This is a genomic window from Thermoanaerobacter sp. RKWS2, from assembly GCF_026240795.1.
Classification (GTDB): Bacteria; Bacillota; Thermoanaerobacteria; order Thermoanaerobacterales; family Thermoanaerobacteraceae; genus Thermoanaerobacter; species Thermoanaerobacter ethanolicus.
The window spans coordinates 2,276,990-2,302,500 of record NZ_CP110888.1 but is presented as its reverse complement, the minus strand read 5'-3'; the positions used below and the strand labels follow the sequence as shown (position 1 = coordinate 2,302,500).

At 34.7% G+C, this 25,511-nt stretch carries 21 protein-coding genes, 8 tRNA genes, 2 rRNA genes and 4 pseudogenes (1 of these 35 cut by a window edge); 30 read left to right on the top strand and 5 right to left on the bottom strand.

Translation table 11 applies throughout. From position 1 onward, the window contains the following. From OEI98_RS12160 to OEI98_RS12115, 10 genes and pseudogenes are all read left to right on the top strand, one after another. Window positions 1-907 (top strand): 23S ribosomal RNA (locus OEI98_RS12160) (it extends 2,357 nt beyond the left edge of the window). Window positions 908-939: 32 nt separating this feature from the next. Then, a 5S ribosomal RNA gene (gene rrf / locus OEI98_RS12155) occupies window positions 940-1,048 on the top strand. A 10-nt stretch (window positions 1,049-1,058) separates the two neighbouring features. Next, window positions 1,059-1,133: transfer RNA gene (locus tag OEI98_RS12150), tRNA-Asn, on the top strand. Window positions 1,134-1,139: 6 nt separating this feature from the next. Next, window positions 1,140-1,214 (top strand) — tRNA-Glu (locus OEI98_RS12145). 5 nt (window positions 1,215-1,219) lie between these two features. Continuing rightward, a tRNA-Ile gene (locus OEI98_RS12140) sits at window positions 1,220-1,295 on the top strand. A 23-nt stretch (window positions 1,296-1,318) separates the two neighbouring features. Then, window positions 1,319-1,395: transfer RNA gene (locus tag OEI98_RS12135), tRNA-Asp, on the top strand. A 9-nt stretch (window positions 1,396-1,404) separates the two neighbouring features. Continuing rightward, window positions 1,405-1,480, top strand: a tRNA-Phe gene (locus tag OEI98_RS12130). 28 nt (window positions 1,481-1,508) lie between these two features. Next, window positions 1,509-1,583 (top strand) — tRNA-Thr (locus OEI98_RS12125). Window positions 1,584-1,751: 168 nt separating this feature from the next. Beyond that, a pseudogene (locus OEI98_RS12120) lies at window positions 1,752-4,363 on the top strand (calcium-translocating P-type ATPase, SERCA-type). An 8-nt stretch (window positions 4,364-4,371) separates the two neighbouring features. Continuing rightward, window positions 4,372-4,528: pseudogene (locus OEI98_RS12115) on the top strand (hydroxyethylthiazole kinase); the annotation flags it as partial. Window positions 4,529-4,638: 110 nt separating this feature from the next. On the opposite strand, the gene OEI98_RS12110 reads toward OEI98_RS12115, so the two are convergent. Further along, a complete protein-coding gene (locus OEI98_RS12110) occupies window positions 4,639-4,899 on the bottom strand; it encodes a hypothetical protein (RefSeq protein ID WP_266040695.1) in 261 nt (86 codons plus the stop codon). Continuing rightward, the gene (locus OEI98_RS12105; protein ID WP_039929139.1) at window positions 4,847-5,317 is read right to left on the bottom strand and encodes a 2-oxoacid:acceptor oxidoreductase family protein; all 471 of its coding nucleotides are present in this window, start codon (window positions 5,315-5,317) and stop codon (window positions 4,847-4,849) included. The genes OEI98_RS12110 and OEI98_RS12105 overlap by 53 nt, the downstream gene beginning before the upstream one ends. A 412-nt stretch (window positions 5,318-5,729) precedes the next feature. On the opposite strand from OEI98_RS12105, the gene OEI98_RS12100 reads away from it, so the two are divergent. Further along, window positions 5,730-6,104, top strand: coding sequence for a class II SORL domain-containing protein (locus tag OEI98_RS12100; RefSeq protein ID WP_003870069.1), 375 nt, complete (start codon window positions 5,730-5,732; stop codon window positions 6,102-6,104). A 151-nt stretch (window positions 6,105-6,255) separates the two neighbouring features. Here the strand turns inward: OEI98_RS12100 and OEI98_RS12095 are convergent, their stop codons facing one another. After that, window positions 6,256-7,029 carry an exodeoxyribonuclease III gene (locus OEI98_RS12095; RefSeq protein ID WP_266038113.1) on the bottom strand — a complete coding sequence of 258 codons (774 nt, stop codon included), beginning with the start codon at window positions 7,027-7,029 and terminating at the stop codon, window positions 6,256-6,258. Between the two features lie 225 nt (window positions 7,030-7,254). On the opposite strand from OEI98_RS12095, the gene OEI98_RS12090 reads away from it, so the two are divergent. The 7 genes and pseudogenes from OEI98_RS12090 to trxB all read left to right on the top strand — a co-directional run bounded on the left by OEI98_RS12090 (window position 7,255) and on the right by trxB (window position 10,944). Continuing rightward, window positions 7,255-7,340 (top strand) — tRNA-Tyr (locus OEI98_RS12090). Window positions 7,341-7,343: 3 nt separating this feature from the next. Next, window positions 7,344-7,419 (top strand) — tRNA-Lys (locus tag OEI98_RS12085). Between the two features lie 119 nt (window positions 7,420-7,538). Continuing rightward, complete coding sequence (locus OEI98_RS12080; protein ID WP_266038111.1) at window positions 7,539-9,071, top strand: FAD-dependent thymidylate synthase; 1,533 nt, start codon at window positions 7,539-7,541, stop codon at window positions 9,069-9,071. A gap of 4 nt (window positions 9,072-9,075) precedes the next feature. Then, complete coding sequence (locus OEI98_RS12075; RefSeq protein WP_003868493.1) at window positions 9,076-9,390, top strand: MazG-like family protein; 315 nt, start codon at window positions 9,076-9,078, stop codon at window positions 9,388-9,390. 78 nt (window positions 9,391-9,468) lie between these two features. Continuing rightward, window positions 9,469-9,651: a spore coat protein gene (locus tag OEI98_RS12070; protein ID WP_004405882.1), complete on the top strand. Its 183-nt coding sequence runs from the start codon at window positions 9,469-9,471 to the stop codon at window positions 9,649-9,651. A gap of 15 nt (window positions 9,652-9,666) precedes the next feature. Beyond that, entirely contained in the window at window positions 9,667-9,942 is a 276-nt protein-coding gene (locus OEI98_RS12065) for a spore coat protein (RefSeq protein WP_003870065.1), read from the top strand. An 89-nt stretch (window positions 9,943-10,031) separates the two neighbouring features. Next, window positions 10,032-10,944: pseudogene (gene trxB, locus OEI98_RS12060) on the top strand (thioredoxin-disulfide reductase). A 29-nt stretch (window positions 10,945-10,973) separates the two neighbouring features. On the opposite strand, the gene OEI98_RS12055 reads toward trxB, so the two are convergent. Further along, window positions 10,974-11,957, bottom strand: a complete 984-nt coding sequence (locus tag OEI98_RS12055) for a LysM peptidoglycan-binding domain-containing protein (RefSeq protein ID WP_074592845.1) — start codon at window positions 11,955-11,957, stop codon at window positions 10,974-10,976. A 105-nt stretch (window positions 11,958-12,062) separates the two neighbouring features. On the opposite strand from OEI98_RS12055, the gene cwlD reads away from it, so the two are divergent. The 6 genes and pseudogenes from cwlD (at window position 12,063) to OEI98_RS12020 (ending at window position 18,233) form a co-directional block, all read left to right on the top strand. Then, a complete protein-coding gene (gene cwlD / locus OEI98_RS12050; protein WP_266038106.1) occupies window positions 12,063-12,743 on the top strand; it encodes an N-acetylmuramoyl-L-alanine amidase CwlD in 681 nt (226 codons plus the stop codon). An 83-nt stretch (window positions 12,744-12,826) separates the two neighbouring features. After that, window positions 12,827-13,459, top strand: coding sequence for a pyrophosphatase PpaX (gene ppaX / locus OEI98_RS12045; protein WP_004403336.1), 633 nt, complete (start codon window positions 12,827-12,829; stop codon window positions 13,457-13,459). 19 nt (window positions 13,460-13,478) lie between these two features. Next, complete coding sequence (locus tag OEI98_RS12040; RefSeq protein ID WP_004403334.1) at window positions 13,479-14,423, top strand: AAA family ATPase; 945 nt, start codon at window positions 13,479-13,481, stop codon at window positions 14,421-14,423. Then, on the top strand, window positions 14,416-15,570 hold the full coding sequence (locus OEI98_RS12035) for a DUF58 domain-containing protein (protein WP_006569558.1): 1,155 nt from the start codon (window positions 14,416-14,418) through the stop codon (window positions 15,568-15,570). Before OEI98_RS12040 ends, OEI98_RS12035 begins: the two co-directional genes overlap by 8 nt. Further along, window positions 15,539-17,730, top strand: a pseudogene (locus OEI98_RS12030) (transglutaminase-like domain-containing protein). Before OEI98_RS12035 ends, OEI98_RS12030 begins: the two are co-directional and overlap by 32 nt. Before the next feature lie 89 nt (window positions 17,731-17,819). Beyond that, complete coding sequence (locus tag OEI98_RS12020) at window positions 17,820-18,233, top strand: universal stress protein (RefSeq protein WP_004403326.1); 414 nt, start codon at window positions 17,820-17,822, stop codon at window positions 18,231-18,233. Between the two features lie 9 nt (window positions 18,234-18,242). On the opposite strand, the gene OEI98_RS12015 is transcribed toward OEI98_RS12020, so the two are convergent. Continuing rightward, window positions 18,243-18,902, bottom strand: a complete 660-nt coding sequence (locus tag OEI98_RS12015; protein WP_266038098.1) for a BON domain-containing protein — start codon at window positions 18,900-18,902, stop codon at window positions 18,243-18,245. Window positions 18,903-19,043: 141 nt separating this feature from the next. On the opposite strand from OEI98_RS12015, the gene cdaA reads away from it, so the two are divergent. The 6 genes from cdaA (at window position 19,044) to buk (OEI98_RS11985) (ending at window position 25,499) form a co-directional block, all read left to right on the top strand. After that, window positions 19,044-19,877, top strand: coding sequence for a diadenylate cyclase CdaA (gene cdaA, locus OEI98_RS12010; protein ID WP_003870054.1), 834 nt, complete (start codon window positions 19,044-19,046; stop codon window positions 19,875-19,877). Then, window positions 19,867-21,057 (top strand): YbbR-like domain-containing protein, encoded by a 1,191-nt coding sequence (locus tag OEI98_RS12005; protein WP_003870053.1) that lies wholly within the window; start codon window positions 19,867-19,869, stop codon window positions 21,055-21,057. Before cdaA ends, OEI98_RS12005 begins: the two co-directional genes overlap by 11 nt. Before the next feature lie 200 nt (window positions 21,058-21,257). Further along, complete coding sequence (gene buk, locus OEI98_RS12000) at window positions 21,258-22,322, top strand: butyrate kinase (protein ID WP_208638278.1); 1,065 nt, start codon at window positions 21,258-21,260, stop codon at window positions 22,320-22,322. Between the two features lie 13 nt (window positions 22,323-22,335). Further along, the gene (gene ptb / locus OEI98_RS11995) at window positions 22,336-23,232 is read left to right on the top strand and encodes a phosphate butyryltransferase (RefSeq protein ID WP_003870051.1); all 897 of its coding nucleotides are present in this window, start codon (window positions 22,336-22,338) and stop codon (window positions 23,230-23,232) included. Window positions 23,233-23,269: 37 nt separating this feature from the next. After that, window positions 23,270-24,337 (top strand): Glu/Leu/Phe/Val family dehydrogenase, encoded by a 1,068-nt coding sequence (locus tag OEI98_RS11990; RefSeq protein WP_003870050.1) that lies wholly within the window; start codon window positions 23,270-23,272, stop codon window positions 24,335-24,337. 88 nt (window positions 24,338-24,425) lie between these two features. Next, the gene (gene buk, locus OEI98_RS11985; RefSeq protein WP_266040691.1) at window positions 24,426-25,499 is read left to right on the top strand and encodes a butyrate kinase; all 1,074 of its coding nucleotides are present in this window, start codon (window positions 24,426-24,428) and stop codon (window positions 25,497-25,499) included. The last annotated feature ends 12 nt before the right edge of the window (window positions 25,500-25,511 follow it).

Below are 25,511 nucleotides of genomic sequence, written 5' to 3'. Positions count from 1 at the left end.
GTTACCTCAGCGCGGACGGGAATCGCGCGAGAGAGTGCAAAGGCAGAAGGTAGCCTGACTGCGAGAGAGACATCTCGAGCAGGGACGAAAGTCGGGCTTAGTGATCCGGCGGCAGTGAGTGGGAACGCCGTCGCTCAACGGATAAAAGCTACCCCGGGGATAACAGGCTGATCTCCCCCAAGAGTCCACATCGACGGGGAGGTTTGGCACCTCGATGTCGGCTCATCGCATCCTGGGGCTGAAGTAGGTCCCAAGGGTTGGGCTGTTCGCCCATTAAAGCGGTACGCGAGCTGGGTTCAGAACGTCGTGAGACAGTTCGGTCCCTATCCGTCGCGGGCGAAGGAAACTTGAGAGGCACTGCCCCTAGTACGAGAGGACCGGGGTGGACGAACCGATGGTGTACCAGTTGCACCGCCAGGTGCACAGCTGGGTAGCCAAGTTCGGAGGGGATAAACGCTGAAAGCATCTAAGCGTGAAGCCCGCCTCAAGATTAGGTTTCCCACCCGGCACTCAACTATACTTACTGGAGGAAGGCAAGATGTATTATGTGTATGTCCTGGCAAATGAAAAAGGAAAGATATATATAGGCTATACGTCTAATATAAAGGAAAGGTATTTAGCGCATCAACGAAAAGAAGTAAAGAATACAAGAGAAGGAAAATGGAGATTAGTATACTATGAAGCATATAGAGATAAAAAAGATGCGTTGATAAGGGAGAAACATTTAAAAAAGTCAGGACAAGGGCGTAGATGGCTAAAAGAGAGGATAAAGAATAGTCTTTCCACTAGTGAGTAGAGTTGAGTGCCGGGGTAAGACACCTCGAAGACCACGAGGTAGATAGGCCGGGGGTGTAAGAGTGGAAACACTCTTAGCTGACCGGTACTAATCAGTCGAGGACTTGACCGAGAAGGCTTTGTGCAGTTTTGAGGGTCTAGATTTCCGGTGGCGATAGCGGAGGGGAAACACCCGTTCCCATTCCGAACACGGAAGTTAAGCCCTCCAGCGCCGATGGTACTGCTTTCGCGGGAGAGTAGGTCGCTGCCGGAATTAAAAATATTCCTCAGTAGCTCAATGGTGGAGCAACCGGCTGTTAACCGGTAGGCTGTAGGTTCGAGTCCTACCTGAGGAGCCAAATCGTGGCCCCGTGGTCAAGTGGTTAAGACACCGCCCTTTCACGGCGGCAACATGGGTTCGAATCCCGTCGGGGTCACCAAATATGGGCCTTTAGCTCAGCTGGCAGAGCGGTCGGCTCATAACCGATTGGTCCGGGGTTCAAATCCCTGAAGGCCCACCATTTAAAAAATTAAATAATAATGCGGCCCAATAGCTCAGTTGGTTAGAGCGCCAGCCTGTCACGCTGGAGGTCGAGGGTTCAAGTCCCTTTTGGGTCGCCATTATATTATGCCTCGATAGCTCAGTAGGTAGAGCAAGGGACTGAAAATCCCTGTGTCAGTGGTTCGATTCCACTTCGAGGCACCATAATTTTTTTATGGAGTTTTTAGCTATTGCTGGCGTAGCTCAGTGGCAGAGCAGTTGATTCGTAATCAACAGGTCGTGGGTTCGAATCCCACTGCCAGCTCCAGTTCATTAATTAGATAGAGTAAAGGGGAGTAACTCTGAATCAATCAGTCGTCATGACGGCTTTGCCCGGCTGATTGAGCAAAAAATGCGAGTGAGACCTTTACTTTGTGGGATACTACAAAGTAAAGGTCTATTTTATTTTGCAAAAATTTTTAAAGGAGGGCTGCTAATGAAAAGATATTGGAATATGGATGTAGAAGAGATAAAAAAAGAATTAGAAACTGATGATAAAAATGGCTTGACACAAGAGCAAGCTAATGAAAGGTTATTTAAATATGGTAAAAATGCTTTAAAAGAAAAGAAAAAGAAATCAATATTTTCATTATTTCTTGAACAGTTTAAAGATTATATGGTGTTAATTCTTATTATTGCTTCAATTATATCTTTTTTTCTTGGAGAGACAATAGATGCAAGTATAATATTAGTTGTTGTAATTTTAAATGCATTATTAGGAACAATTCAGGAAAACAAAGCTGAGAAGTCTCTTGAAGCTCTTAAGAAATTGTCTCAACCTCTTGCAAAAGTAATAAGAGATGGGAAAGTAATGGAAGTTGAAGCATCTTCTCTTGTAATAGGAGACGTAGTATTAATAGAAGCAGGAAATATCATACCTGCAGATGGAAGATTGGTGGAGGCTAAAAACCTTAAAGTAGATGAATCAGTATTAACTGGTGAATCAGTACCTGTTGACAAAGTTGATACTGTAATAGAAAATGAAAATATACCTTTAGGAGATAGGCTTAATTTAGTGTACATGGGTACTACGGTTACTTACGGCAGAGGTAAATTTATTGTAATTGCTACAGGTATGGATACCGAAATGGGGAAAGTAGCCGGTTTGATAGAAAACGAAAGGAATGTCAAAACGCCACTTCAATTAAAACTTGAAGAATTGAGCAAATATTTAGGAACAGCTGCGCTTCTCATAAGCGCAATAATATTTGCAATAGGAGTACTTCAAAAAAGACCAGCATTTGATATGTTTATGACGGCTGTAAGCCTTGCTGTTGCAGCGATTCCTGAGGGACTCCCTGCTATTATAACTGTTACGCTTGCACTTGGCGTGCAAAAGATGATTAAGAAAAATGCGATAATAAGGAAACTTCCGGCTGTAGAAACGCTTGGCAGTACAAGTGTTATTTGTTCTGACAAAACAGGAACCCTTACACAGAACAAGATGACAGTTGTGAAGCTTTATATTAACGATAGAAAAGTGAATGTAAAAGAAGATGAAGTGAAACAGGAGGACTATTTCCTTTTAAAAAATGCTGCATTATGTACTGATGCTTTTATAGATGAGGAAGGAAAAGGGATTGGCGATCCTACGGAAGTTGCGATTGTTGCTGCGCTAAATGATTTAATAGGCTTAAAAAAGCCGATATAGAAAAAGAATTTCCAAGAATTGCGGAAATACCCTTTGATTCAGATAGAAAAATGATGTCAACAATACATGTTATGGATAAAGAGGACTTTAGATTAATTACCAAGGGAGCACCTGACAATATTTTAAAAAGATGTAAGTATATTTTGAAAGACAATAAAATTTTACCGCTTGATGAAATAGAAAAGAATAGGTTAAGTTCTATTAACGAAGAAATGGGAAAAGAAGCTTTAAGAGTTATTGCAGTTGCTTATAAAGATATCAAAGAAATACCTAAAAATTTGAGCAGCGATGAAATGGAAAAAGATTTGATATTTATAGGGCTTATAGGCATGATAGATCCACCACGACTGGAGGCCAAACATTCAGTTGAAATATGTAAAAAAGCAGGAATAAAACCTGTTATGATAACGGGTGATCACAAGATAACGGCTTCTGCGATAGCACGGGAGCTTGGAATTCTTGAGGATAATGATGAAGCAGTAACAGGCGAAGACCTTGACAGAATCTCTGATGAAGAATTAAAGGAAAGGATAAAAAGAATATCTGTTTTTGCAAGGGTATCTCCTGAGCACAAGATGAGAATTGTAAAAGCGTGGCAAAAAAATGGTGCTGTGGTAGCAATGACAGGCGATGGTGTAAATGATGCACCTGCCCTTAAACAGGCGGATATTGGAGTTGCAATGGGTATAACTGGTACCGATGTTGCAAAAGAAGCAGCAGATATGGTTTTAACTGATGACAATTTTGCGACAATAGTTGCAGCAATAAAAGAAGGCAGGACCATATTTGCAAACATAAAAAAAGCTATCCATTACTTATTAACCTGTAATTTAGGTGAAATAGTTGTACTGTTTATTGCTACAATATTAGGCATGCCGATGCCTTTAAAACCCATACATATACTATGGGTGAACCTTATAACTGATAGCCTGCCAGCTCTTGCTCTTGGATTTGAACCGCCGGAAAATGATATAATGGAGAAAAAACCCAGACAAAAAGGCGAAAGCATTTTCGCAGGAGGGTTGGCCTATAGAATACCGCTTGAAGGTATGTTAATTGGGTTGGTCACATTAATTGCTTTTGTTATAGGACTTAAGCAAAATATAGAGACTGCAAGAACAATGGCTTTTGCGGTGTTGACTTTATCGCAGCTTGCTCAAGCTTTAAATGTAAGGTCGGACAAATCCATTTTTAAGGTAGGATTATTTACAAACAAATACATGATTTTTGCTTTGATAGTGGCAATTTTGTTACAGGTTATTCTAATTGTAACTCCTTTAAACACTATATTTGGACTTAGGAATATTAATGTTTATGACTGGGATATAATTATTGCAATGTCAGTTACACCTCTTTTAGTAATGGAGGTAGTTAAATTTTTTAAAAAACAGTATTGATTGAAGTAACGGTAGAAGCTTTTGTGGCTTTTGGAATAGCAGGCGAAAAAGCTGCTCAAAATAGCAATGTCAAAGGACCTGGCAGTTTTAAAGTCGTTTTTTGATGAAATATATAATTTGACAGCAGGGGTATTAGAAAAAGAAGGAAAGATGAATGTACTATAGCAATCTTAGATGTTTTAAATTAATTTTGTGATAAAGAAAATCTCAATAATAAAAACAGGGACAGCTAGTAAAAAATTAATATGAGCTGTCCCTATTTTTTGAAATATAAATCAAACAAATTCTTTAATTAATTTTTTTGCATTTTTTTGATTGAGTTCTGCGTCTACTAAAGGGGGACCATTTTTTATAAAATCAAATTTTTCTTCGACTTTGTAAATTATACCTATTGGAATTTTATCTCCAAATTCCATTGCTTTTTTAAAGGCTTCTTCTTTGTTAGTATAGTCGTAATCTTCTGGTAGATGATATACTCTCTCTTTATACCAGGCGAAAGTGTTGACTCTGTTCCAGACAACACAAGGCTGTAAAATATCTATTAAAGTACATAAGTATTGCTCCTAAACCTACTGTAGGAAAGACTTTTAAATTTTTCAATTGTTTAGCGGTTTCCATCAAAGGTAGAGGCAATACTTTGTCTTTTACTTCTTTCTCTCTAATAGATATTTCTTTATCAGCAATAATTACTCCAGAGTTTTTTAAATCAGATTTATAAATTTCTATGGTTTCTTCATTCAAAGCAAAAATTATGTCGACTTTGGAGTTGTGAGAGTATATCGGTTTGTTAGAAAATCTGATTTGTATAAAATTGTGACCGCCTCTTATTCTGGACATATAGTCACTATTGGAAAATACATAAAAGCCATTGCGCTTTAAAATTTTTGCTAAAAGACTAGCAGTAGTATCAATTCCCTGACCTGCTTTACCGCCTATTAATACACTATAATCCATGCTAACTTTCTCCTTAAATTGCAAAATTTAAATTATTATTTGCAGTTGTATATTATTATAACATAGTTTTTTGTTAAAAAAAATTTCCGGTTTATAATCTTTTGTTAAATATAAAATTTCTAAAAGTTTTTTGACATTGGGTAAATTTGTGATATAATAATAACATAAGTATGTGGTAAAGGAAGTTATTGTATTGTTGTAAGTAAACAACTTTGATATACAGTTTAAGATTAAGTCTATATATGATAAATAAATTCAAAAAAAATTTAAAAAATAAAAGGAGAGGAGAAGTGATTATCATTTGATTTTTGAGATATTAGAAGATGAAATAGGGCACGAAGAAGATTTAGAGAACTTAAAAGAAGATATAGACATGATGAATAAAAAATAATAAAAAGTGGGGAGGATATTTATGGAGAAATTTGGGTCATTATATCAAAGTGGAGATTGGAAAGGAGAGAAGCACGTACCTGTCATACATATCTCCGACAAGGTAAAAAAAGGAGAAGTAGTTGAATTAAGAGTCAATATAGGAGAAGAAATTCCACATCCAAATACATTGGAACACCACATTAAATGGATTAAAGTGTATTTCCATGGTGAAGGAGATAAATTCCCTGTGGAAATAGGTAATTACAATTTTACATCTCACGGAGAGTATGGAGTGTTTACAGAACCCGACTTGACAATAAAGTTTAAAGTTGAAAAATCAGGAACAATCTATGCGGCAAGCTACTGCAATATACACGGTTTGTGGGAGAATAGCAAGAAAGTTGAAGTTGAGTAAAATTTCAAAGGGCTTTCATCTTTAAATTTATCCAGATGAAAGCCCTTTGTTGCTAATTTAAGGAGAGGAGAGAGTGCAATGAATTCTTTAGAGTTTGCTATAAAAATACAACCCCTTCTATAAATTTTCAGAAGGAGTTGTTAAATTATGGTTATATTAATTTATCATCTATTTCTAAAACCACAGGACAGTGGTCACTACCCATTACATCAGAATGAATTTCTGCATCAATAAGATAATCTTTTAATCTTTGAGAAACTATGAAATAATCAATTCGCCAACCGATGTTTTTTTCTCTGGCATTTCTCATATAAGACCACCAGGTGTAAGCATCTTTTTTATGAGGATAAAAATATCTGAAAGTATCTATAAAGCCGGAGTTTAAAAGCATTGTCATTTTTTCACGTTCTTCATCTGTAAAACCTGCATTTCTTCTATTAGCAGATGGATTTTTTATATCTATTTCTTTATGGGCTACATTTAAATCTCCACATAAAATTATAGGTTTTACGGAATCTAATTTTAGCAAATAATTTCGAAAGTCTTCTTCCCATTCCATTCTGTAAGAAAGTCTTGTCAATCCTCTTTGAGAATTAGGAGTGTAGGTATTTACTAAGTAAAATTTTTCGTATTCTAACGTTATAACTCTTCCTTCGTTGTCATGTTGAGGGATGCCTATTCCGTAGTTAACGGATAAAGGTTTATATTTTGTGAATACAGCAGTTCCTGAATAAGCCTTCTTTTCAGCAAAGTTCCAAAAAGCGTAATAACCTTCTAAATTAAGTTCTTCAAGGCCTGTCTGATGGGGCTGTAATTTGGTTTCTTGTATACAAAAAATATCAGCATTTACTTTTTTGAAATAATACATAAACCCTTTTTGTAAGCAGGCCCGTAAGCCATTTACATTCCATGAAACAAGTTTCATATTTTTTCCTCCAATATTTTTGAGTTGCTATGAATTAAAAACTATGTGATTACTATCTTCATTATATAGAAAAACAAAAATAAATCAAATTCCAAAATTGTTTACATATTTTTACACAAAAATAACTGCATAAAAGCCCTTTACAAATAGAATTCTATATGATAAAATAAGCTACGTAGTTTTTGTTAAAGCTTCAAGCAAAACTTTTTATTGTTTTAAAAATGTGGAGGGATACCCAAGTGGCCAAAGGGGGCAGACTGTAAATCTGTTGGCTGTCGCCTTCGATGGTTCAAATCCATCTCCCTCCACCATATGACCCATTAGCTCAGGAGGTAGAGCACCTGCCTTTTAAGCAGGGTGTCCCGCGTTCGAGTCGCGGATGGGTCACCAGTTGTAAAAAACAGTTATCAGTTGATAACTGTTTTTTGTTTTTTACAGCAAAAGTTTATGATATAATAATATAAAATGTCGAAAAGGTCGGTTTTATAATTTTGAAGGGAGTTTTTGACATGAAAATGAGAAAATTGACTCCTGAAGAGGAGAAGCTTTTAGAGAATTTTGTGACAGACGTATATGGACCTGTCTATTTTATACATTCATTGCCGGAGTTTATCATTCCACCTATAAATTCGAAGGTAAGTAGAAGAGATACCAGCTGGAGGCTTAATATACTTGAGTCTTTGACAGATGGAGATTTAAACATAACTGACTACATACCCAAACATAACATACCTTTAGAAAAAGCAATACAAAAGGCGAAAGAATTTCACGAAAAGTGGGTTGAAAGATTTGGACATTCTTCTATTGCTGAGCAGCATTTAATGCACCTGTGCGTGGAAGATGTTTCAAGGCTTTTGTCAGGGGATATTGAACTTATGAACAGGCGGCCTGCCTTTATAGAGTGGAGCCAAAGGTATCAAAAGCCTACAAGAGATAAAGTAGTGATACCAAAAGAATTAGAAGGAAAGCCTGATTTGAAAGAAAAGTTTTTAAAAGTCTGGAACAACTCCTATGATGCCTATGAAAAACTTGTAGAAGTTTTGACAGAATATTTAGCTAGGGCAGAAGAGAAAAAAGAGGGGGAAAGTGAAGAAAGGTTTTACAATAGGATTAGTAAAATTGCCTTTGAAGATGCGAGATATGCACTTCTTTTAGCTACCAAGACAAGTTTTGCAGTAGCTTTAAATGCCTTAGATTTACAGGATATAGTGAGAAAACTTTTCGCGCATCCTACTAAAGAGGCAAAGTTATTAGCCGAAAGAATAGTAGAACAAGGGGAAAAAATTGCACCAAGCATGTTACGACATACAACTCCTACTGTTTATCAATTAAAAGTTCACGATAGATTAAAGAATTTAGCAAGTGTTGTAAAGGAAGATGAATTATCAAATTCAGATGAGGATGTCATTTTAATAGACTATACAGGGAAAGATAGTGAATATTCTCCGGTAGATATTGTAATTATGCATATTTTGTTTACATATTCAGGTAAAAGTTTTGAAGCGGTGAGAAAAACAGTGAAGGAGATGGACGAAGAGGGGAAAAGTAAAATCTTGCAGCAGGCAGTTGAAGATATAGGGGAATTTGACCATTTAATGGAGGCATTTAAATCGGTTAGATTTAAATTTCAACTGAAGATAAGTGAAGCTAATTGGCATCAGCTTTTAAGGCATAGAACTATTGTCTTTGATTGCGGTGAACCGACAATTGAAAATGGTTTTGTTATTCCTCCAAATATCGAAAAAGCGAAGGCTTCCGAAATTTTAATAAAAGCGATAAAGGCTTCAGAGGAATTGTTTATAGAATTAAAAGAAAAATTGCCTGAAGTAAGTCCTTACGTGGTAACAAATGCACACAAACGCTTGGTTCTTATGAATGCGGATTTATGGGCTTTTGATCATTTTGCAAATTTGAGATGCACTAATGAAGCTCAGTGGGATATAAGGAATGTTTCTTTTAAGATGCTTGATTTGATTAAGGAAGTAGCGCCCCAGTTGGCAACCTTTATGGCAAGGCGAAAAAAGCTTAAAAGATGGAGATGAAATCATGAAAACCAGTTTTAAAGAAATAAGTTTGCCAAAGCTTAATAATTTGACACCCTCACTGGAATCTACTGCCCTTAAATTAATGGAAGAAGCAGGAGAATTGGCACAAGCTATAGGAAAATTTAGAGGTTTAAACGGAGAAAATGTCACTTTAAGCGAAAAAGAGATAATGGAAAAAATTTCAGAGGAGCTTTTAGATGTTGCTCAAGTCGCAGTTTCAATGATGTTTGTCTTGGAGGAAAAGTATAATATAAATATTGAAGAAAAACTTAAAGAACATATCGAAAAATTAAAAAGGAAAGGGTATATAAAATAAAAAATATGCAGAAAAACTCTGCATATTTTTTATTTTTGTGCGCATATTAAAAATGAAATCTAAGAAGGGAGGATAAATATGCAACTTTCAAACAAGGAGTTACTTTATTTGGATGATATTTTATCATTACAACAAAATATGACAAAAACTTTAAACGATTATGCTACAAGATGTCAAGACCCACAGCTTAAAGCTTTATGCCAAAATCTTGCAGATAGATGTCAAAACAATTTCAATTCTTTGCTAAAACATTTAAGTTAGGAGGAGTGTAAAAATATGTATGGAAATACGCAAATTAGTGACAAGGATATTATGATGAATGTACTGGGCAATTACAAATTCGCAATAGAAATGTTCAGCCATGCAGCAGTTGAGTCTGCAAATGAAAGCATAAGAAGAGAATATATCAATCTTTTAAATTCTACTTTAGAAGATCAAAGGACAGTTTGGAATGCTATAAATCAAAGAGGATGGTATCCTGTCAAACCGGCTCCACCTCAGGATATACAAGAGGCAAGGAACAAATTTAGACAACCCGTTGGGATGATGTAAATATAAAAAGTTTGTGATATAATAATGGAAGTAGTGTTTTTACTGCTTCCATTATTATATTTTATTTTCAAAGGAGGAGTGATTTTATTATGTACGATCTAATTATTTTAGGAGGAGGTCCTGCGGGACTTACTGCTGGATTGTATGCTGCAAGGTCAAGGCTTAAAACGGTACTTATTGAAAAAACTTATCTGGGAGGGCAAATAGTAAATACTTATCAGTTAGAAAATTACCCCGGTTATGAAGAGATAAGTGGTGCTGACCTTATTGCCAAGATGGAGGCACAGGTGAGAAAACACGGCCTTGAGATTGTTAATGAAGATGTTGAGAGCCTAGATATTACAGGAGATGTAAAGAAAGTTAAGACTTCTAATAAAACTTATGAAGCAAAAGCTATTATTTTAGCGATGGGCGCTACACCTAAAAAGTTAGGTGTTCCAAATGAGGATAGATTTATAGGGGCTGGTATCTCCTTCTGTGCTACCTGTGACGGAGCTTTTTACAGAGATGCCACAGTGGCAGTTATAGGCGGAGGAAATACAGCAGTAGAAGACGTTATACCTTACTAAATTTGCAAAAAAAGTCTATATAATTCATAGAAGAAATGAACTTAGAGCTACAAAGATTGAACAGGAAAAAGCCTTCGCAAATGAAAAAATTGAGTTTATTTGGGATACTGTAGTAGTTGATGTAGAAGGAGAGTATGGAGTAGAAAGACTCAAACTTAAAAATGTTAAAACAGGTGAAGAAAGCACACTAAACGTAGATGGTGTCTTTGTAGCTATTGGTTATGCTCCTAATACAGAATTGGTGAAAGGCATAGTAGACCTTGATGAATATGGATATATCATGACAGATGATGATATGAGGACAAATATACCTGGAGTTTTTGCAGCTGGAGACATAAGGCATAAATCTTTAAGACAAGTTATAACGGCTGCTGGAGATGGCGCAACAGCGGCTTATGTAGCAGAAAAATATATAGACAGCGTCAAAAAATAGTCAGGATTTTTCCTGACTATTTTTTGACTTTATTCTTCTTTGCTTTCTTCTTGTTCTGCATTTATTTCTTGTACTTCTTGGTTATAGGCTACTTCCTGTGAAGATGTAGAAATTATAATTCTCTGACCGGGATAAATCAAATTAGGGTCTTTAATATCTGGATTTGCCTTTAATATAGCGTCTACTGTTGTATTGAAAGTTTTTGCTATATTCCATAAAGTGTCACCAGGTTTTACTATATAAACTTTTCCTGGTGGTGTAGGAGTAGTAACAGGAGGAGTTCCAAACAAGAGTGCATTCCATGTCACATTATCGACAATTCCTGTTACTGGAAGCCCTCTGCTTTGCTGATACGCTTTTACGGCTTCTTCTGTTTTTCTTCCAAAGATACCATCAATAGGACCAGGGTCAAAGCCCAAAGATTTTAGTCTTGCTTGCAAGTTTACTACAAAGGGTCCTTTATCTCCAATCTTTAGTGTGGGATATTCAATGGGTGGCGATGTGGGACAAGGAATTATTAATGTTTGCCCAGGGTATATCATATTTGGATTTATTAAATAGTTTGCTTTAATTAGCTCCTCCAATGATACTCCAAATTTTTGTGCTATAGTCCATAAAGTATCTCCTGGCTGTACTGTGTAATAAGTTGGACAAGGCTTTTGTGCGGGAGGTGGTGAAGGTAGTGGTGGTTGTGGTGCGATTATTTTTGCTCCAGGGATGAATAGCTTTTGACCCGGATATATGGTATAAGGGTATGTGAGATTATTTGTATAAATGATAGCTTCGTAAGGAACATTAAATTTTTGAGCAATAAGATATAGAGTATCTCCAGGTTGGACAGTATAATAACTTCCTTGTACTGGAATGATAAGCCTTTGTCCAGGATATATTAAAGATGGATTTATAATGTTGTTTCTTGTGATTATAGCGTCAACTGAGGTGTTAAATTTTTTAGCAATTGAAAATACCGTGTCTCCTGGTTGTACTACGTATGTGAATTCTAAAGTAACCATATTTTTACCTCCTTCCTTTAATCATAATATGTGGATTTTATTATTAAGTGACATATAAACTTTTTTAGATGAATAATTTTTACTAAAAGATAAGGGGATGGGGACATGGTATTTAAAAGGTGGATGATGTTTTTACTAATTGTAAGTTTAATAGTAGGGTTATATAGTTTTAAAAAAGGGTATTATATCGCTGCTTTTAAAACTGTTCCAATAATGAATAAAGTTGTTGTCATAGATGCGGGACATGGAGGACCAGACCCTGGGAAACCTGGAAAATATGGAAAAGATGAGGATGAGTTAAATCTTGAGATTGCTCAAAAATTAAGAGAACTTATTGAAGAAAGTGGTGGTATTGTAGTGATGACAAGGGAAGACGACACTTTGTCAGATAGTTCTCTTTCAAAGGATTTAAAAAATAGAGTGGTAAAAGCAAATGAAGTAATAGCAGATGTTTTAATTAGTATTCATTTAAATAGCTTTAGTCAATCTAAATACAAAGGGGCACAGGTATTTTATCAAAACAATTCTGAAAAAGGTAAACTATTAGCAGAACTTATTCAACAAGAGTTAAGAAATACGTTAGATCCTGATAACGACAGGATGGCTAAAAGTTCTAATAGTTATTACCTTTTGCGAAACGCTAAAATGCCGGCAGTTATTGTGGAATGTGGCTTTATGTCGAATCCAGAAGAGGAAAAGCTTTTAAATGACGAAAATTATCAATATAAAATTGCTTGGGCAATATATAAAGGTTTAATACATTATTTTCAAAAAGTTTCAGAATAGCAAAATTTTTCACTTCATGTCTTGTTATGAAGTGATTTTTTTTGTATACTAAAAGAAGAAGAGAATTTATGAAGGGAGATAATATGGGGATAAAAACAGTACTTTTCGATTTAGATGGAACGATTATTGATACCAATGAACTTATTATTGAGTCTTTTAAATACACAATTGAACGGCATTTAGGATATATCATAAAACCGGAAGACGTTACTCCTTACTTTGGAGAACCTCTTCCAATAACTTTAAAAAGATTTAGCCAAGATAAATGGGAATTGATGCTGGATACTTATAGACAATACAATGAGTTTAATCATGATAAATATACCAAAATAAGAAAAGATGTAAAAGAAGCCCTTGAACTCATGTATAAAAATGGAATAAAAATGGGTATAGTTACATCTAAGAGGAGAGAATTGGCTATAAGGGGGTTAAGGCTTTTTGACTTGGAAAAGTATTTTAAGGTAATTGTGGCATTAGAGGACACAGAAAAACATAAGCCAAATCCGGATCCAATTTTAAAAGCTTTGGAACTACTCAATGCTAATAAAGAAGAGACTTTAATGGTGGGAGACAGTCCTTATGACATATTATGTGCTTCTAATGCTGGAGTAAAAAGTGCGGCTGTTAAATGGACAATCTTGCCGTTTAATCTCTTAGAGGAAGCAAAACCGGATTATGTCATAAATGATATGTTAGAAATTCTAAAAATAATTTGAATATATGGTGGAGGTAAAAATGGATAATATTGCTGTAGAAAAAATTATAGAGAATATAGAAAGAGTAATAATAGGGAAAAGAAAAGTTATTGAACTTGTGGTGATAGCCTTATTGGCTGAAGGCCACGTCCTTATTGAGGATGTTCCTGGTGTAGGAAAGACTTCTTTAGTTAAGGCTTTAGCTAAATCAGTAAATCTTAAATTTAAACGAATACAATTCACACCGGATCTTTTGCCTTCAGATGTTATAGGCATAACTATTTACAATCAATTAAAGAACGACTTTGAATTTAAACCAGGTCCTATAATGAGTCAGATAGTTTTAGCTGATGAAATCAACAGAACTTCTCCTAAGACTCAATCTAGCCTTTTGGAGGCAATGGAAGAAAGACAAATAACTGTTGATGGGGTTACTTATTCTTTACCTAAGCCTTTTATGGTATTGGCTACCCAAAATCCAATTGAATATGAAGGGACTTTTAGATTGCCAGAAGCTCAATTGGACAGATTTATGATAAAAATAGAGATAGGTTATCCCGATGAATATCAGGAAATGATGATTTTAAAAAATTTCGAGAGAGAGGACCCTTTAGAGTCTCTTTCTCCAGTAGCCGATGCTGAAGACATAAAGGAAATGCAAGTGAAGGTAAAGTCTGTCTATGTAGATGATCTAGTCAGAAATTATATTGTCACATTAGTTGCTAATACCAGAAAAAGCAAAGCAATGAGGTTAGGTGCAAGCCCAAGAGCTACTATAAATTTGATGAGAGCTGCTCAGGCAAAGGCCTTTTGCGAAGGAAGAAATTATGTTTTACCAGATGATGTAAAAGAATTAGCGGTACCTGTGTTATCTCATAGAATCATTTTAAAAAATGAAGAAAGATTTGAAGGATTGGACGAGAAAATGTTTATTAAAAATATTGTAGATACCACAAAGGTGCCGGTGATAAAAAGATATGCGTAATAAAATTTTTCTTTTATTGCTACTCATAGTTTCTTTTGCTTTTGCCATTTTTACCGGCGGGAAAATACTTTATTTGCTTGTCTATGAATTTGCATTTTTTATCCTTTTGAATTACCTGTATATAAGGCATATAAAAAATTCTATAGATATCTATGTTATATCTCACAAAGATGAAATTACTGTTGGAGAAGAGATAGCCTATGAAATAACTTTGATAAACAACAGTTTTCTTCCTGTTTTTAATCTTAAAATTATTGACTATACTCCTCTAAATGCTAAATTTAAATCAGAAGAATGGTATCTTATGCCTTTTAAAAATAAAAAAGTACAAAAAAAATTTGTGATTTCAAAAAGAGGAATATATTTTCTTGGACCTTTTGAAGTAGAAATAAAAGATCCTTTTGGAATTTTTAATGTAGTAAAAAAATATGATTTTAAATTAAAATTTGTAGTGCTACCAAGGATTCATAATATAAATGTGGAATTGAAGGCAAGACAACAATTAGGAAATATAGAGGCGGAAAATAAAGCTTTTGAAGATTATACTAATATATCGCAATTAAGAAAGTACAATTATGGTGACAGTATTAAAAGGATTCATTGGAAGGTGTCAGCAAAGAAAAGAGAACTCTACGTGAAAGAATTTCAAGTATCCGCGATGAGTGAAGTTTATATTTTGTGGGATTTAGATAAAAACCATTTTGCTATGGATACCCAAGGAATAATAGATGAAAATTGTGCTGAATGCATGTTATCTATAGCGAAATTTTGCCTTTTACATAGTATTCCTGTAAGTGTTATAGATTACAATACTGGTAAGGTTCATATAAAAGGAAGAACGATTAAAGATTTTAAAAATTTTATTGAGGCTTCTTTAAGGAATTTTCCAGTTTACGAAAAAAGTCTAGAGGACTTTTTGAGATTATATAAAAGTATTCCCTATGATGTGACTCTTATTTTAATAACTCCTTATTTGAATAATGTAATTTTAGGAGAATTAGCGGATTTAAGAAGCAGTAATAGAGAATTAATAATCTATTATGTTAATGACCCAAAAGAAATTGAAGATAAAATTAGCAAATTAGATATCGAAGTTGTTTTCTGGGGGAAGAAAGATGTCAAAAGAGCTAAAAAAGAGTTTGCATGAACACATTATGACAATTGCCCTATCTCTTGTGGTTATATTATCTGCTGTTAGCGGCTTTAGATTCTCATATCCTTTCTATTATCTTTTACTATTAGATATAGTATTAGTGATATTTTTTGCTTTTTTGCTCAAAAGGCCACAACTGATAATATTTTTGCTTACAAGCCTTTTACTTATAGATGTCATAGTTTTTATCAAATATCGCAGCTTATTAGTGAGTATTGTATCTTATATTGATGGTTTTATAAAATGGGCGGATATTTATATGAATTATACAATTTCGCCTCCAGGCTTTGACCTTTTAACAGAAAAATATAGATTTTTTATGATTATAATGACCGTTGTTATAGTAACACTGATTATTACGTTATTAAATATTATCATAAGGAGTTGGTTTTTAACTTTATTTTCAGGAATATTGTTTTTTGTTGTGCAGTGGTATAATTATGTAGATGCTGCTTACCTCTATATGACAGTTTATATTACGCTTTGTTTTATAGATATTGGAATAAAGAACTATTTTAAAAAAGGCAGTGCCAAAGCACCTATTGCAGTTTTTTTGATTGTTGTAATCTTTCTATCTTCTATTACCTCTATCAGTGCTCAATTGATGCCTAAAAACTTTAAACCCGTTAAGTGGGAAACATTGAATAATTGGTTTTATGATACTTTCCCTTTTACTAGAGATTGGAGAAATGGCGAAGGCACTAATGATGATTGGTTTGGGGAAACGGTTTTTACTACTTTTGCCAATGAATTAGGCGGAAATGTGAAACCGAATAATTTTTTAATAATGGAAGTAGAAGCCGATGAAAGTACTTACCTTAGGGGAATGGTCTATGATACTTATACTTATTCCTCAAAAAGTCCTTTAATTTATGATAATTTTTCTAATAGATGGGAAAATTCCAGACAACAGTATATGTATGTAGAAAGCAGCGATAAAATTCCGCCAACTTTCAGTAATAATGTAAATTTTGAAGTAAAAACTATCACAGTAATTCCACTAAAAATTAAGTCAGATATTCTTTTTTCCCCTTGGCAACCTCATAAACTAAGCTATGATTTTTATTATGAAGTTGATAATTTAAACTTAAGAGCAAAAACCTCTCATGGTACTGGAGAGCCTTATGTTGTCACTTATTTAAAGCCACAAATTGATTTAAATTCACTGAGGCAAAAAGGTAACGAGACTTTAAAAGGCGAAGAAAGAATAAGATATTTGTCTTATCCAGCTACTCTTCTACCAGAAAGAGTGAAAGATTTAGCTTATTCTATCACAAAAGACAAAAAAACTCTTTATGATAAGGTAAAAGCAGTGGAAGAATATTTAAGGCAATACCCCTATTCTTTAGATGTTCCTCCTACTCCTTCGGATAGAGATTTTGTTGACTATTTTTTATTCGATCTAAAAAAAGGATATTGTTCTTATTATGCGACGGCAATGGTGATTATGCTCAGGACAATTGGAATTCCTGCAAGATATGTAGTGGGATTTAGAATGCCGTCAGCACCTAGTAGTGATGGCAAATACAGGATTACCGCTGCTAATGCTCACGCGTGGGTAGAGGTATATTTTGATGACTACGGTTGGATTACTTTTGAACCAACACCTAATTATCCCTCATTAGAATTTCCAATGTCCCTCTCAAATGATAATCACTTAAATTTAGAAAATGATATGGAATTACAACCAGATAACGGGAGTAGAGATTCCCATAGCACAGTCGATAAACTGCAACAAAGTGATAATACGGAGACAACTTCTCAGGAAATTGCTTTTTTCAATGATAATAAATTTAATATTTTACGTTTTGGCTTAATATTGATAGTAATTTTAGTGGTAACAACTTCTTTATACTGGTGGGATAAAAAGAAAAAAATTAATAATTTAGGCAATAAATTTTGGGTGATATATTATTATGAAAAAATTGGAAAGCATTTAGCTAAAAAGGGCTTAAAAAAGTTAGATACGGAAACTCCTTTAGAATATCAAAAAAAGTGTTGGGAAATGGGTATATAGGTTTCAGTGAAGTTACGCGGATATACAATGAAACAGTTTATGGAGGTAAAACACCTTCTCAAGAAGAGGTAGGTTATCTAAAAGAATTTATAAAAGAGTTAAAGAAAAAGAGACAGTTAAATCTAAAAAGAATATAAGGTTTATTAATGAATTTGACATAGGTTAGAGAACTAACATATAATAATATTTGGAAGGGAAAGTATGCACCTGAAAGGGGTTTATTAAAATGGTTTTAAGTTACGAGCCTGACGTGAAGAGCAGGATCATGGTATGCGTGACCCCGCAGAAAAGCTGCCGCAGGCTTGTGGAAAGAGGTGCTGAAAGAGCGAAAGAAACTAATGGTGAGTTTTGTGTTGTATACGTTAACAAAAACAACGACATCTCTAATGATTTAAAACAAAACAAAGTATTGCTGGAGCTCTTTGATTTAGCACAAAAAATGGGTGGCAGAGTTTCTATTTTGGTGGGTAAAAAAATCTCAAAAACGCTGGCAGAATTTGCGAAAGAAAACAATATAACCGAGATAATAGTAGGCAAGTCTTTAAGGTCTGCTCTGGATGTTATACTTCATGGAGATGTGATAAATCCATTGAAAAAAGAAGTAGAAAAGAATGACATAAGAGTAGAAGTCATAGAATGACATATCCTTCTATGACTTCTCTCTAATTTTTATATGATTTATCACTTTTTTTACCCCATTTACGCTTTGAGCTGCTTCATTGGCTAATTCTTTTTCTTTTAAATTATTCACATATCCACTTAATGTTACTGTCCCGTTGTTTGCTGTAATAACTAAATCAGGCAAACTCAAATCATAACGAGACAGCTTTTGTACTACTAAATTTACAAGAGATACATCATCTATTTTATGCTCTTTGTTAAGTTCTAATTTGCTTATTACACTTTTGACACCCATGGCTTGGGCTGCTTGACTTATGCTTTCTATTTCTTGCTGTGCGTTATTAATCTTTCCATATAAAGTTACGGTACCGTCGGTTACATCAACACCTAATTCTCCTATTTCTTCATGAAATTTGGAGTTCTGAAGATTTCTCAAAACACCCTGCTTTATATCTTTGTCTGTTATTTTGCTATCTATTGCAATTGTTATATTATTTTCTACTTTTTTTACACCTTCTACGCTTTCTGCTATTTTTTGAGCGTGATTTTTTTCGGATAAGTTATCTACTATTCCATACAAAGTTACATGACCATTGATACACCGGACATTTACATCTACTCCGTAAGACACCCTTTCCTTTTCTAATTTTTCCTTTATATTTTTTTCTATAATTTTATCTTTATTCATTTTCATCCTCCTTATTTTTTGCTAAAATAATTTTTCCACTTTAATTAAAATTTAATTCAGTTTAAATTATTTTTTATTCAAATTTGTTGTATAATTAATATGTACACACGATTTACCACAGAGCCTTGAGAGGTGAATTTTTTGTTTAATGGACTTATAGATATCATAAAAACAATGCGCATTAACGATGTAATAGATATTTTAATAATAGCTTATGTCCTGTATCGCTTAATTTTGGTAATACACAAAACACGAGCAGAGCAGTTGCTTAAAGGGCTTGCTGTGTTAATTGTAATTACCAAAGTGAGCGAATGGCTACAACTTAGGACAGTCAATTATATATTGCGAAATGCTATGACGGTAGGAGTTATTGCGCTTTTAATTGTTTTTCAGCCGGAGTTAAGGCGTGGATTAGAGTCTTTAGGTAGGAGCGGGTTCTTAGGCAAAAATTTCTTCTTTTTTAATGAAGAGGAAAAAGATATGTCAGAGGTTTTGGGAGAGATATGCGATGCGGTGCAATTTTTGTCCCGCTCAAAAATAGGGGCTTTAATTGTTTTAGAAAGGGAGACAGGCCTTAATGAGCTCATTGAAACTGGCATAGCCATGGATTCTAAAATTTCCAGTGAGCTTTTAATAAATACCTTTATACCTAATACGCCCTTACACGATGGAGCTGTCATAATTCGTGGAGATAGGATTATGGCGGCAGGTTGTTTTTTACCTTTAACAGACAACCAAAATCTAAGTAGTGAATTAGGAACACGCCATAGAGCGGGAATAGGTGTTACTGAAATATCTGATGCGGTAGCGATAATCGTTTCTGAAGAGACAGGCACTATTTCTCTTGCACAAAATGGCAGGATTTCAAGACATTTAGATGCAAAAACTTTAAAAGAGGTGTTGTCGAGCATATTTGAAGTAAAAGATACCAAAAAGCCCGTATGGAAAAAATGGGGGAACAAACATGCTGACTAAAGATTTTACAATAAAATTGCTGTCACTGGTATTGGCTTTTTTACTGTGGCTTTATGTAATGGGAGAAGAAAATCCAGAAATTCCTTATGAAATAAGCAATGTGCCTGTCAAATTGATTAATAGCGATACTTTAGAGAAAAAAGGACTTATTGTTTTAGATGAAAAAAATTATACGGTAAATGTAAAAGTAAAAGGAAGACGAAGTGATGTTCTGAATATAGCAGCCCAGAATATATCAGCTTTTGCAGATTTAAGCAGAGTAAATTCTAATGGGACAAATGTCATTCCTGTTACAGTGGAAGGATTACCTAGAAATGTCTCCTTAGTTTCAATAAATCCGTCAGAAATAAAGGTAGAAATAGATAATATTGCGAAAACGCAAATGCCAGTTACTGTAAAAGTAATTGGCAATGTGATGGATGGTTATGCTATGCAACCTGCTGTCCCCACGCCGGGAGAGGTATTGGTGATTGGACCAGAAAGTAAAATTAATCTTATAAAAAATGTGATAGCTGGGGTCAATGTTTCTTATAAAAAAGAGGATGTAAAAATCTCTGTTCCAGTGGTTGCTGTTGACAGAGAAGGAAAAGAAGTAAAAGGTGTTACTATTACTCCTAATCTTGTTGAAGTATATATTCCTGTAAATAAATCTATACGTGTGCCTGTAGTTCCTAAAATATTCGGGAAACCAATGGAAGGATATATGATAGCATCTGTAAATGTACTGCCAGAGTATGTGTATATTACTGGTGATGAGACTGTCCTAAATACGATAAAATCTATAAGTACTAAGCAAATCGATATTTCTGGGAAAAATGAACCTGTCACTGAAAATGTACCTTTTGATTTGCCAGATGGTGTGAAACTTGTTAAAAGTGATATTAATGCAAAAGTATATGTGGATATACAAAAAATAGCGACTAAAGAGATTACTATAAGCAATATAGATATACGAGGAGCAGACAACAAAAATGTTGTAATTCAAAATCCAGATTTAGTCATTACTATATCTGGCCCAGAAAGTGTAGTTAATGGAGCTACAGCTTCCGATTTTAACGCATATATAGACGTAACCAATCTGCCAATGGGTGATCATTCTTTAACTGTAAATATAAATACTAACTTGAACTTGCAAATAATTAGGATTAAACCTGACAAAGTAACTGTTAATATTCAATAGGCGGGTACTTCCCGCCTGTTAATTTTGCTAAAAATCTATCAATTCCACAAAATATAAAGTCTTTATAAAAAAATTTTAATTTAAGAGAAGGATTTTTGACAAATATGTAGAATTAAAATATTGTAAGGTTAAAAAATTTTTAATAACACTCAAAAATTGTAATAGAACTTCATATTATGTATTAAGAAGGGCAGGTGAACCTGTTGAAAGTTTTAGTTATTAATCCGGGTTCTACTTCTACTAAAGTGGCATTGTATGAAGAGGAAAAAGAAATTGTAAAAACGGAGATTGTCCACGACATTGAAGCGCTTAAAAGATATAAGAGTATCATTGAGCAATTTGATTTAAGGTTAAATGCTATAAATGATTGGATAGAGCAAAACAACATAAACTTGAAAGAAATATCTGCAATTGTGGTAAGAGGAGGACTTATTAAACCCGTTCAAAGTGGTACTTATTTTGTAAACGATATTATGCTTGAGGATTTGAAAAGGGGAGTTGGAGGTGAACATGCTTCAAATCTCGGTGGACTAATTGGAAGAGCTATAGGAGATAAGCATAATATTCCTGTTTATACATTAGATCCTGTAGCTGTTGATGAAATGGAAGATGTTGCAAGAATTTCTGGCCTTCCTGAGCTTCCAAGAAAAAGTCAATCTCATGCTTTAAACATAAAAGCGTGTGTTCATCGATATGCAATGGAAAATGGTGTTAAAGAAGAGGAATTGGATCTTGTTGTGGCTCATATGGGGGGAGGCATTTCTGTAGCAGCAATTAAAGGAGGAAAAATTGTAGATGTAAACAATGCAAATCAAATGGGGCCGTTTTCTCCTGAGAGGACAGGAAGCCTGCCATCGATGAAAGTTGTTGACCTTTGTTATTCTGGTAAATACAGTTTTGATGAGATGAAGAAAAAAATTGTAGGTATGGGTGGGATGGTAGCACATCTTGAGACAAATGATGCGAGAGAAGTAGAAAAGCGAATACAAAATGGTGATAAAAAAGCTAAATTAGTTTTTGAAGCTATGGCTTATCAAATTGCAAAGGAAATTGGCAGAATGGCGGCAGTATTAAAGGGGGATGTGAAATCAATAATTTTAACTGGTGGACTTGCTTATTCTAAACGACTAATAGAGATAATCATTGATATGACGAGCTTTATTGCACCTATAACTCTTTATCCAGGGGGAGATGAAATGGAAGCTTTAAGAGATGGTGCATTAAGAGTTTTAAGAAATATTGAAAAGCCCAAGATTTATAGCTGATGAGGTGTATGATATGAGAACATTTGAAGAAATGTATAATTACGTAAAAGACTTGCCTCCCAAAACTATAGCAGTAGCTCAAGCGGCAGATGAAGATGTATTAGAAGCGATTAAAGAAGCTCATGAAAGAGGAATAGTAAAAGCAATATTAGTTGGTGATAAAGAAAAAATAGAAAGGATAGCTTCTTCAATATCAATGCCTTTAAAGGATCACGAAATAATAGACACAAAAAGTAACTTAGAAGCTTGTCGCGAAGCTGTAAAGTTTGTGAGCGAAGGCAAAGCTGATATATTGATGAAAGGCCTTGTACAGACGGCAGAGATATTAAGGGTTGTTTTAGATAAGGAAATTGGTCTTCGCACTGGAAGAACTTTAAGTCATGTGGCTGTTTTTGAATCTCCTTATAACAGGCTTATCCTTTTGACAGATGCAGCAATGAATATTGCCCCTGATTTGAAAGTGAAAATAGACATAATTTTAAATGCAGTAGACGTTGCAAGGCAAATTGGAATTGATGCTCCAAGGGTTGCAGTTTTAGGAGCTGTTGAAACAGTTAATCCTGATATGCAAGCCACATTAGATGCAGCAATACTTTCAAAAATGAGTGAAAGAGGTCAAATCAAAGGGGCTATAATAGATGGGCCGTTGGCTCTTGATAATGCTTTATCAGTAGAAGCAGCGCGGCATAAAGGGATAATAAGCCCTGTTGCAGGTAATGCTGACATTCTTTTAGTTCCAGATATTGAAGCTGGTAATATGCTGTATAAAGCTATAACCTATATAGCAGAAAGAAGGATAGCAGGAATAATAATGGGGGCAAAAAGGCCGATTGTCTTGACTTCAAGGGCAGACTCCAGTGAAGCTAAATTTAATTCTATAATGTTGGCATCTCTTGCTTCTAATGTTTGATTATTTAAGTTGATTATTAAATAGGAGGAGATATTTTATGAAAATATTTGAAATAATGGAAACTAAAGATTATGAAAATGTGATTTTATGCCATGACAAGACTTCAGGTCTTAAGGCGATAATTGCAATTCATGACACGACTTTAGGTCCTGCTTTAGGCGGATGTAGGATGTGGACTTATGACTCAGAAGAGGATGCAATAAATGATGCATTAAGGCTTGCAAGGGGAATGACATACAAAAATGCTGCTGCGGGCCTAAACTTAGGTGGAGGTAAAACAGTTGTAATAGGAAACCCTCGAACAGATAAATCTGAAGCACTATTTAGAAGCTTGGGAAGATATATAGAGTCTCTAAAAGGAAGATATATAACAGCAGAAGATGTTGGAACTAACTTAAAAGATATGGAATATATACGCTATGAGACGAAATATGTAGCAGGGTTAGCAGAAACCAGTGGAGACCCGTCTCCTTTTACAGCTTATGGAGTCTATAGGGGTATGCAAGCAGCTGCTGAAGAGATTTTTGGAACTTTAGATTTAAGAGGAAAAGTAGTTGCAATACAAGGTGTAGGAAATGTAGGCTACAATTTAGCGAAACACTTATATGAAGCAGGGGCAAAGCTAATTGTGACAGACATATTTGAAGACAATGTAAAGAGGGCAGTAGAGGAATTTAAAGCTGAATATGTGAAACCGGATGAGATTTATGGGGTAGAATGCGATATATTTGCGCCTTGTGCTTTGGGAGCGATAATAAACGATGAAACGATACCGCAACTTAAGTGTAAGATAGTAGCAGGTTCAGCTAATAACCAGTTAAAAGAAGAGAGGCATGGGGATATATTGCAAGAGAAAGGTATACTCTATGTGCCTGATTACATTATAAATGCTGGTGGGGTTATAAATGTAGCTGATGAGCTCAATCCTTCTGGCTATAACAGAGATAGGGCTATGAGAAAAGTTTCTATGATATTTGATACAGTGAAAAAGGTTATACAGAAATCTAAAGAAGAGAACATACCGACATATGCAGCAGCAGATAGAGTGGCAGAAGAGAGGATAAAGACCATTGCTGCTGTAAAAGACAATTATATTGTCAAATAAGGGTGGGCGGTTTTTTGTTTGCCCTTTCCTTAAAAATTTTGATAGAAAAAGGAAGTGTAATATAATATAAATTGATAGCACGGAGGGGATTGTTTTGCCTTTAATTCTTGTGATAAATCCCGGCTCTACATCTACAAAAGTTGCTGTGTTTAAGGACACAGTGCCCCTTTTTACTGAAACTTTAAGGCACAATACTGAAGAGCTTAGTAAGTATAAAAGTATTATTGACCAGTTTGAATTTAGAACTCAGGCGATTTTAAATATGTTAAAAGAAAAAGGCATTTCTCTTTCAGAAATTGATGCAATAGTAGGGAGAGGCGGACTTTTAAAGCCAATAGAAAGTGGAACTTATATTGTAAATGAAAAAATGATAGAGGATTTAAAGAAGGCTGAAAGAGGAGAACATGCTTCCAATTTAGGGGGTATAATTGCTTATACTTTAGCTAAAGAACACAATATTCCAGCTTATATAGTAGACCCTGTAGTAGTGGATGAGTTAGAGGATGTAGCGAGAATAACAGGGATGCCTGAGATTGAAAAATCTAGTATATTCCATGCGTTAAATCAAAAAGCAATTGCTCGCCGTTTAGCTGCTGACTTACACAAAAAGTACGAAGAAGTAAATTTAATTATTGTTCATTTAGGTGGTGGTATATCTGTTGGGGCTCATAAACACGGCAGGGTAGTAGATGTAAATGATGCTTTAAATGGGGAAGGGCCTTTTTCTCCAGAAAGAGCGGGAGGACTTCCTGTACTTGACTTAGTAAAGTTATGTTATAGTGGTAAATACACCTATCAGGAGATGAAAAAGAAGTTAATAGGACAAGGGGGAATAGTGGCACATTTAGGCACTAACGATGTAAGAGAAGTTTATAAAAAAATTGAAGAAGGAGATAAAAAAGCAGAATTGGTCTTAGAAGCTATGGCCTATCAGACAGCTAAGGAAATTGGAGCGATGGCAGTGGTTTTAAAAGGCCATGTAGATGCAGTAGGAATTACAGGTGGAATTGCGTATAACGAGGATTTTGTAAAAAGGATAAGTGAAAGGGTAAAATTTATAGCTCCTGTTTATGTATATCCAGGTGAGGATGAAATGTTAGCTTTGGCGCAGGGGGCATATCGGGTACTTAGCGGTGAAGAAAAAGCTAAAATGTATAGTTAAAAGGATGATGGA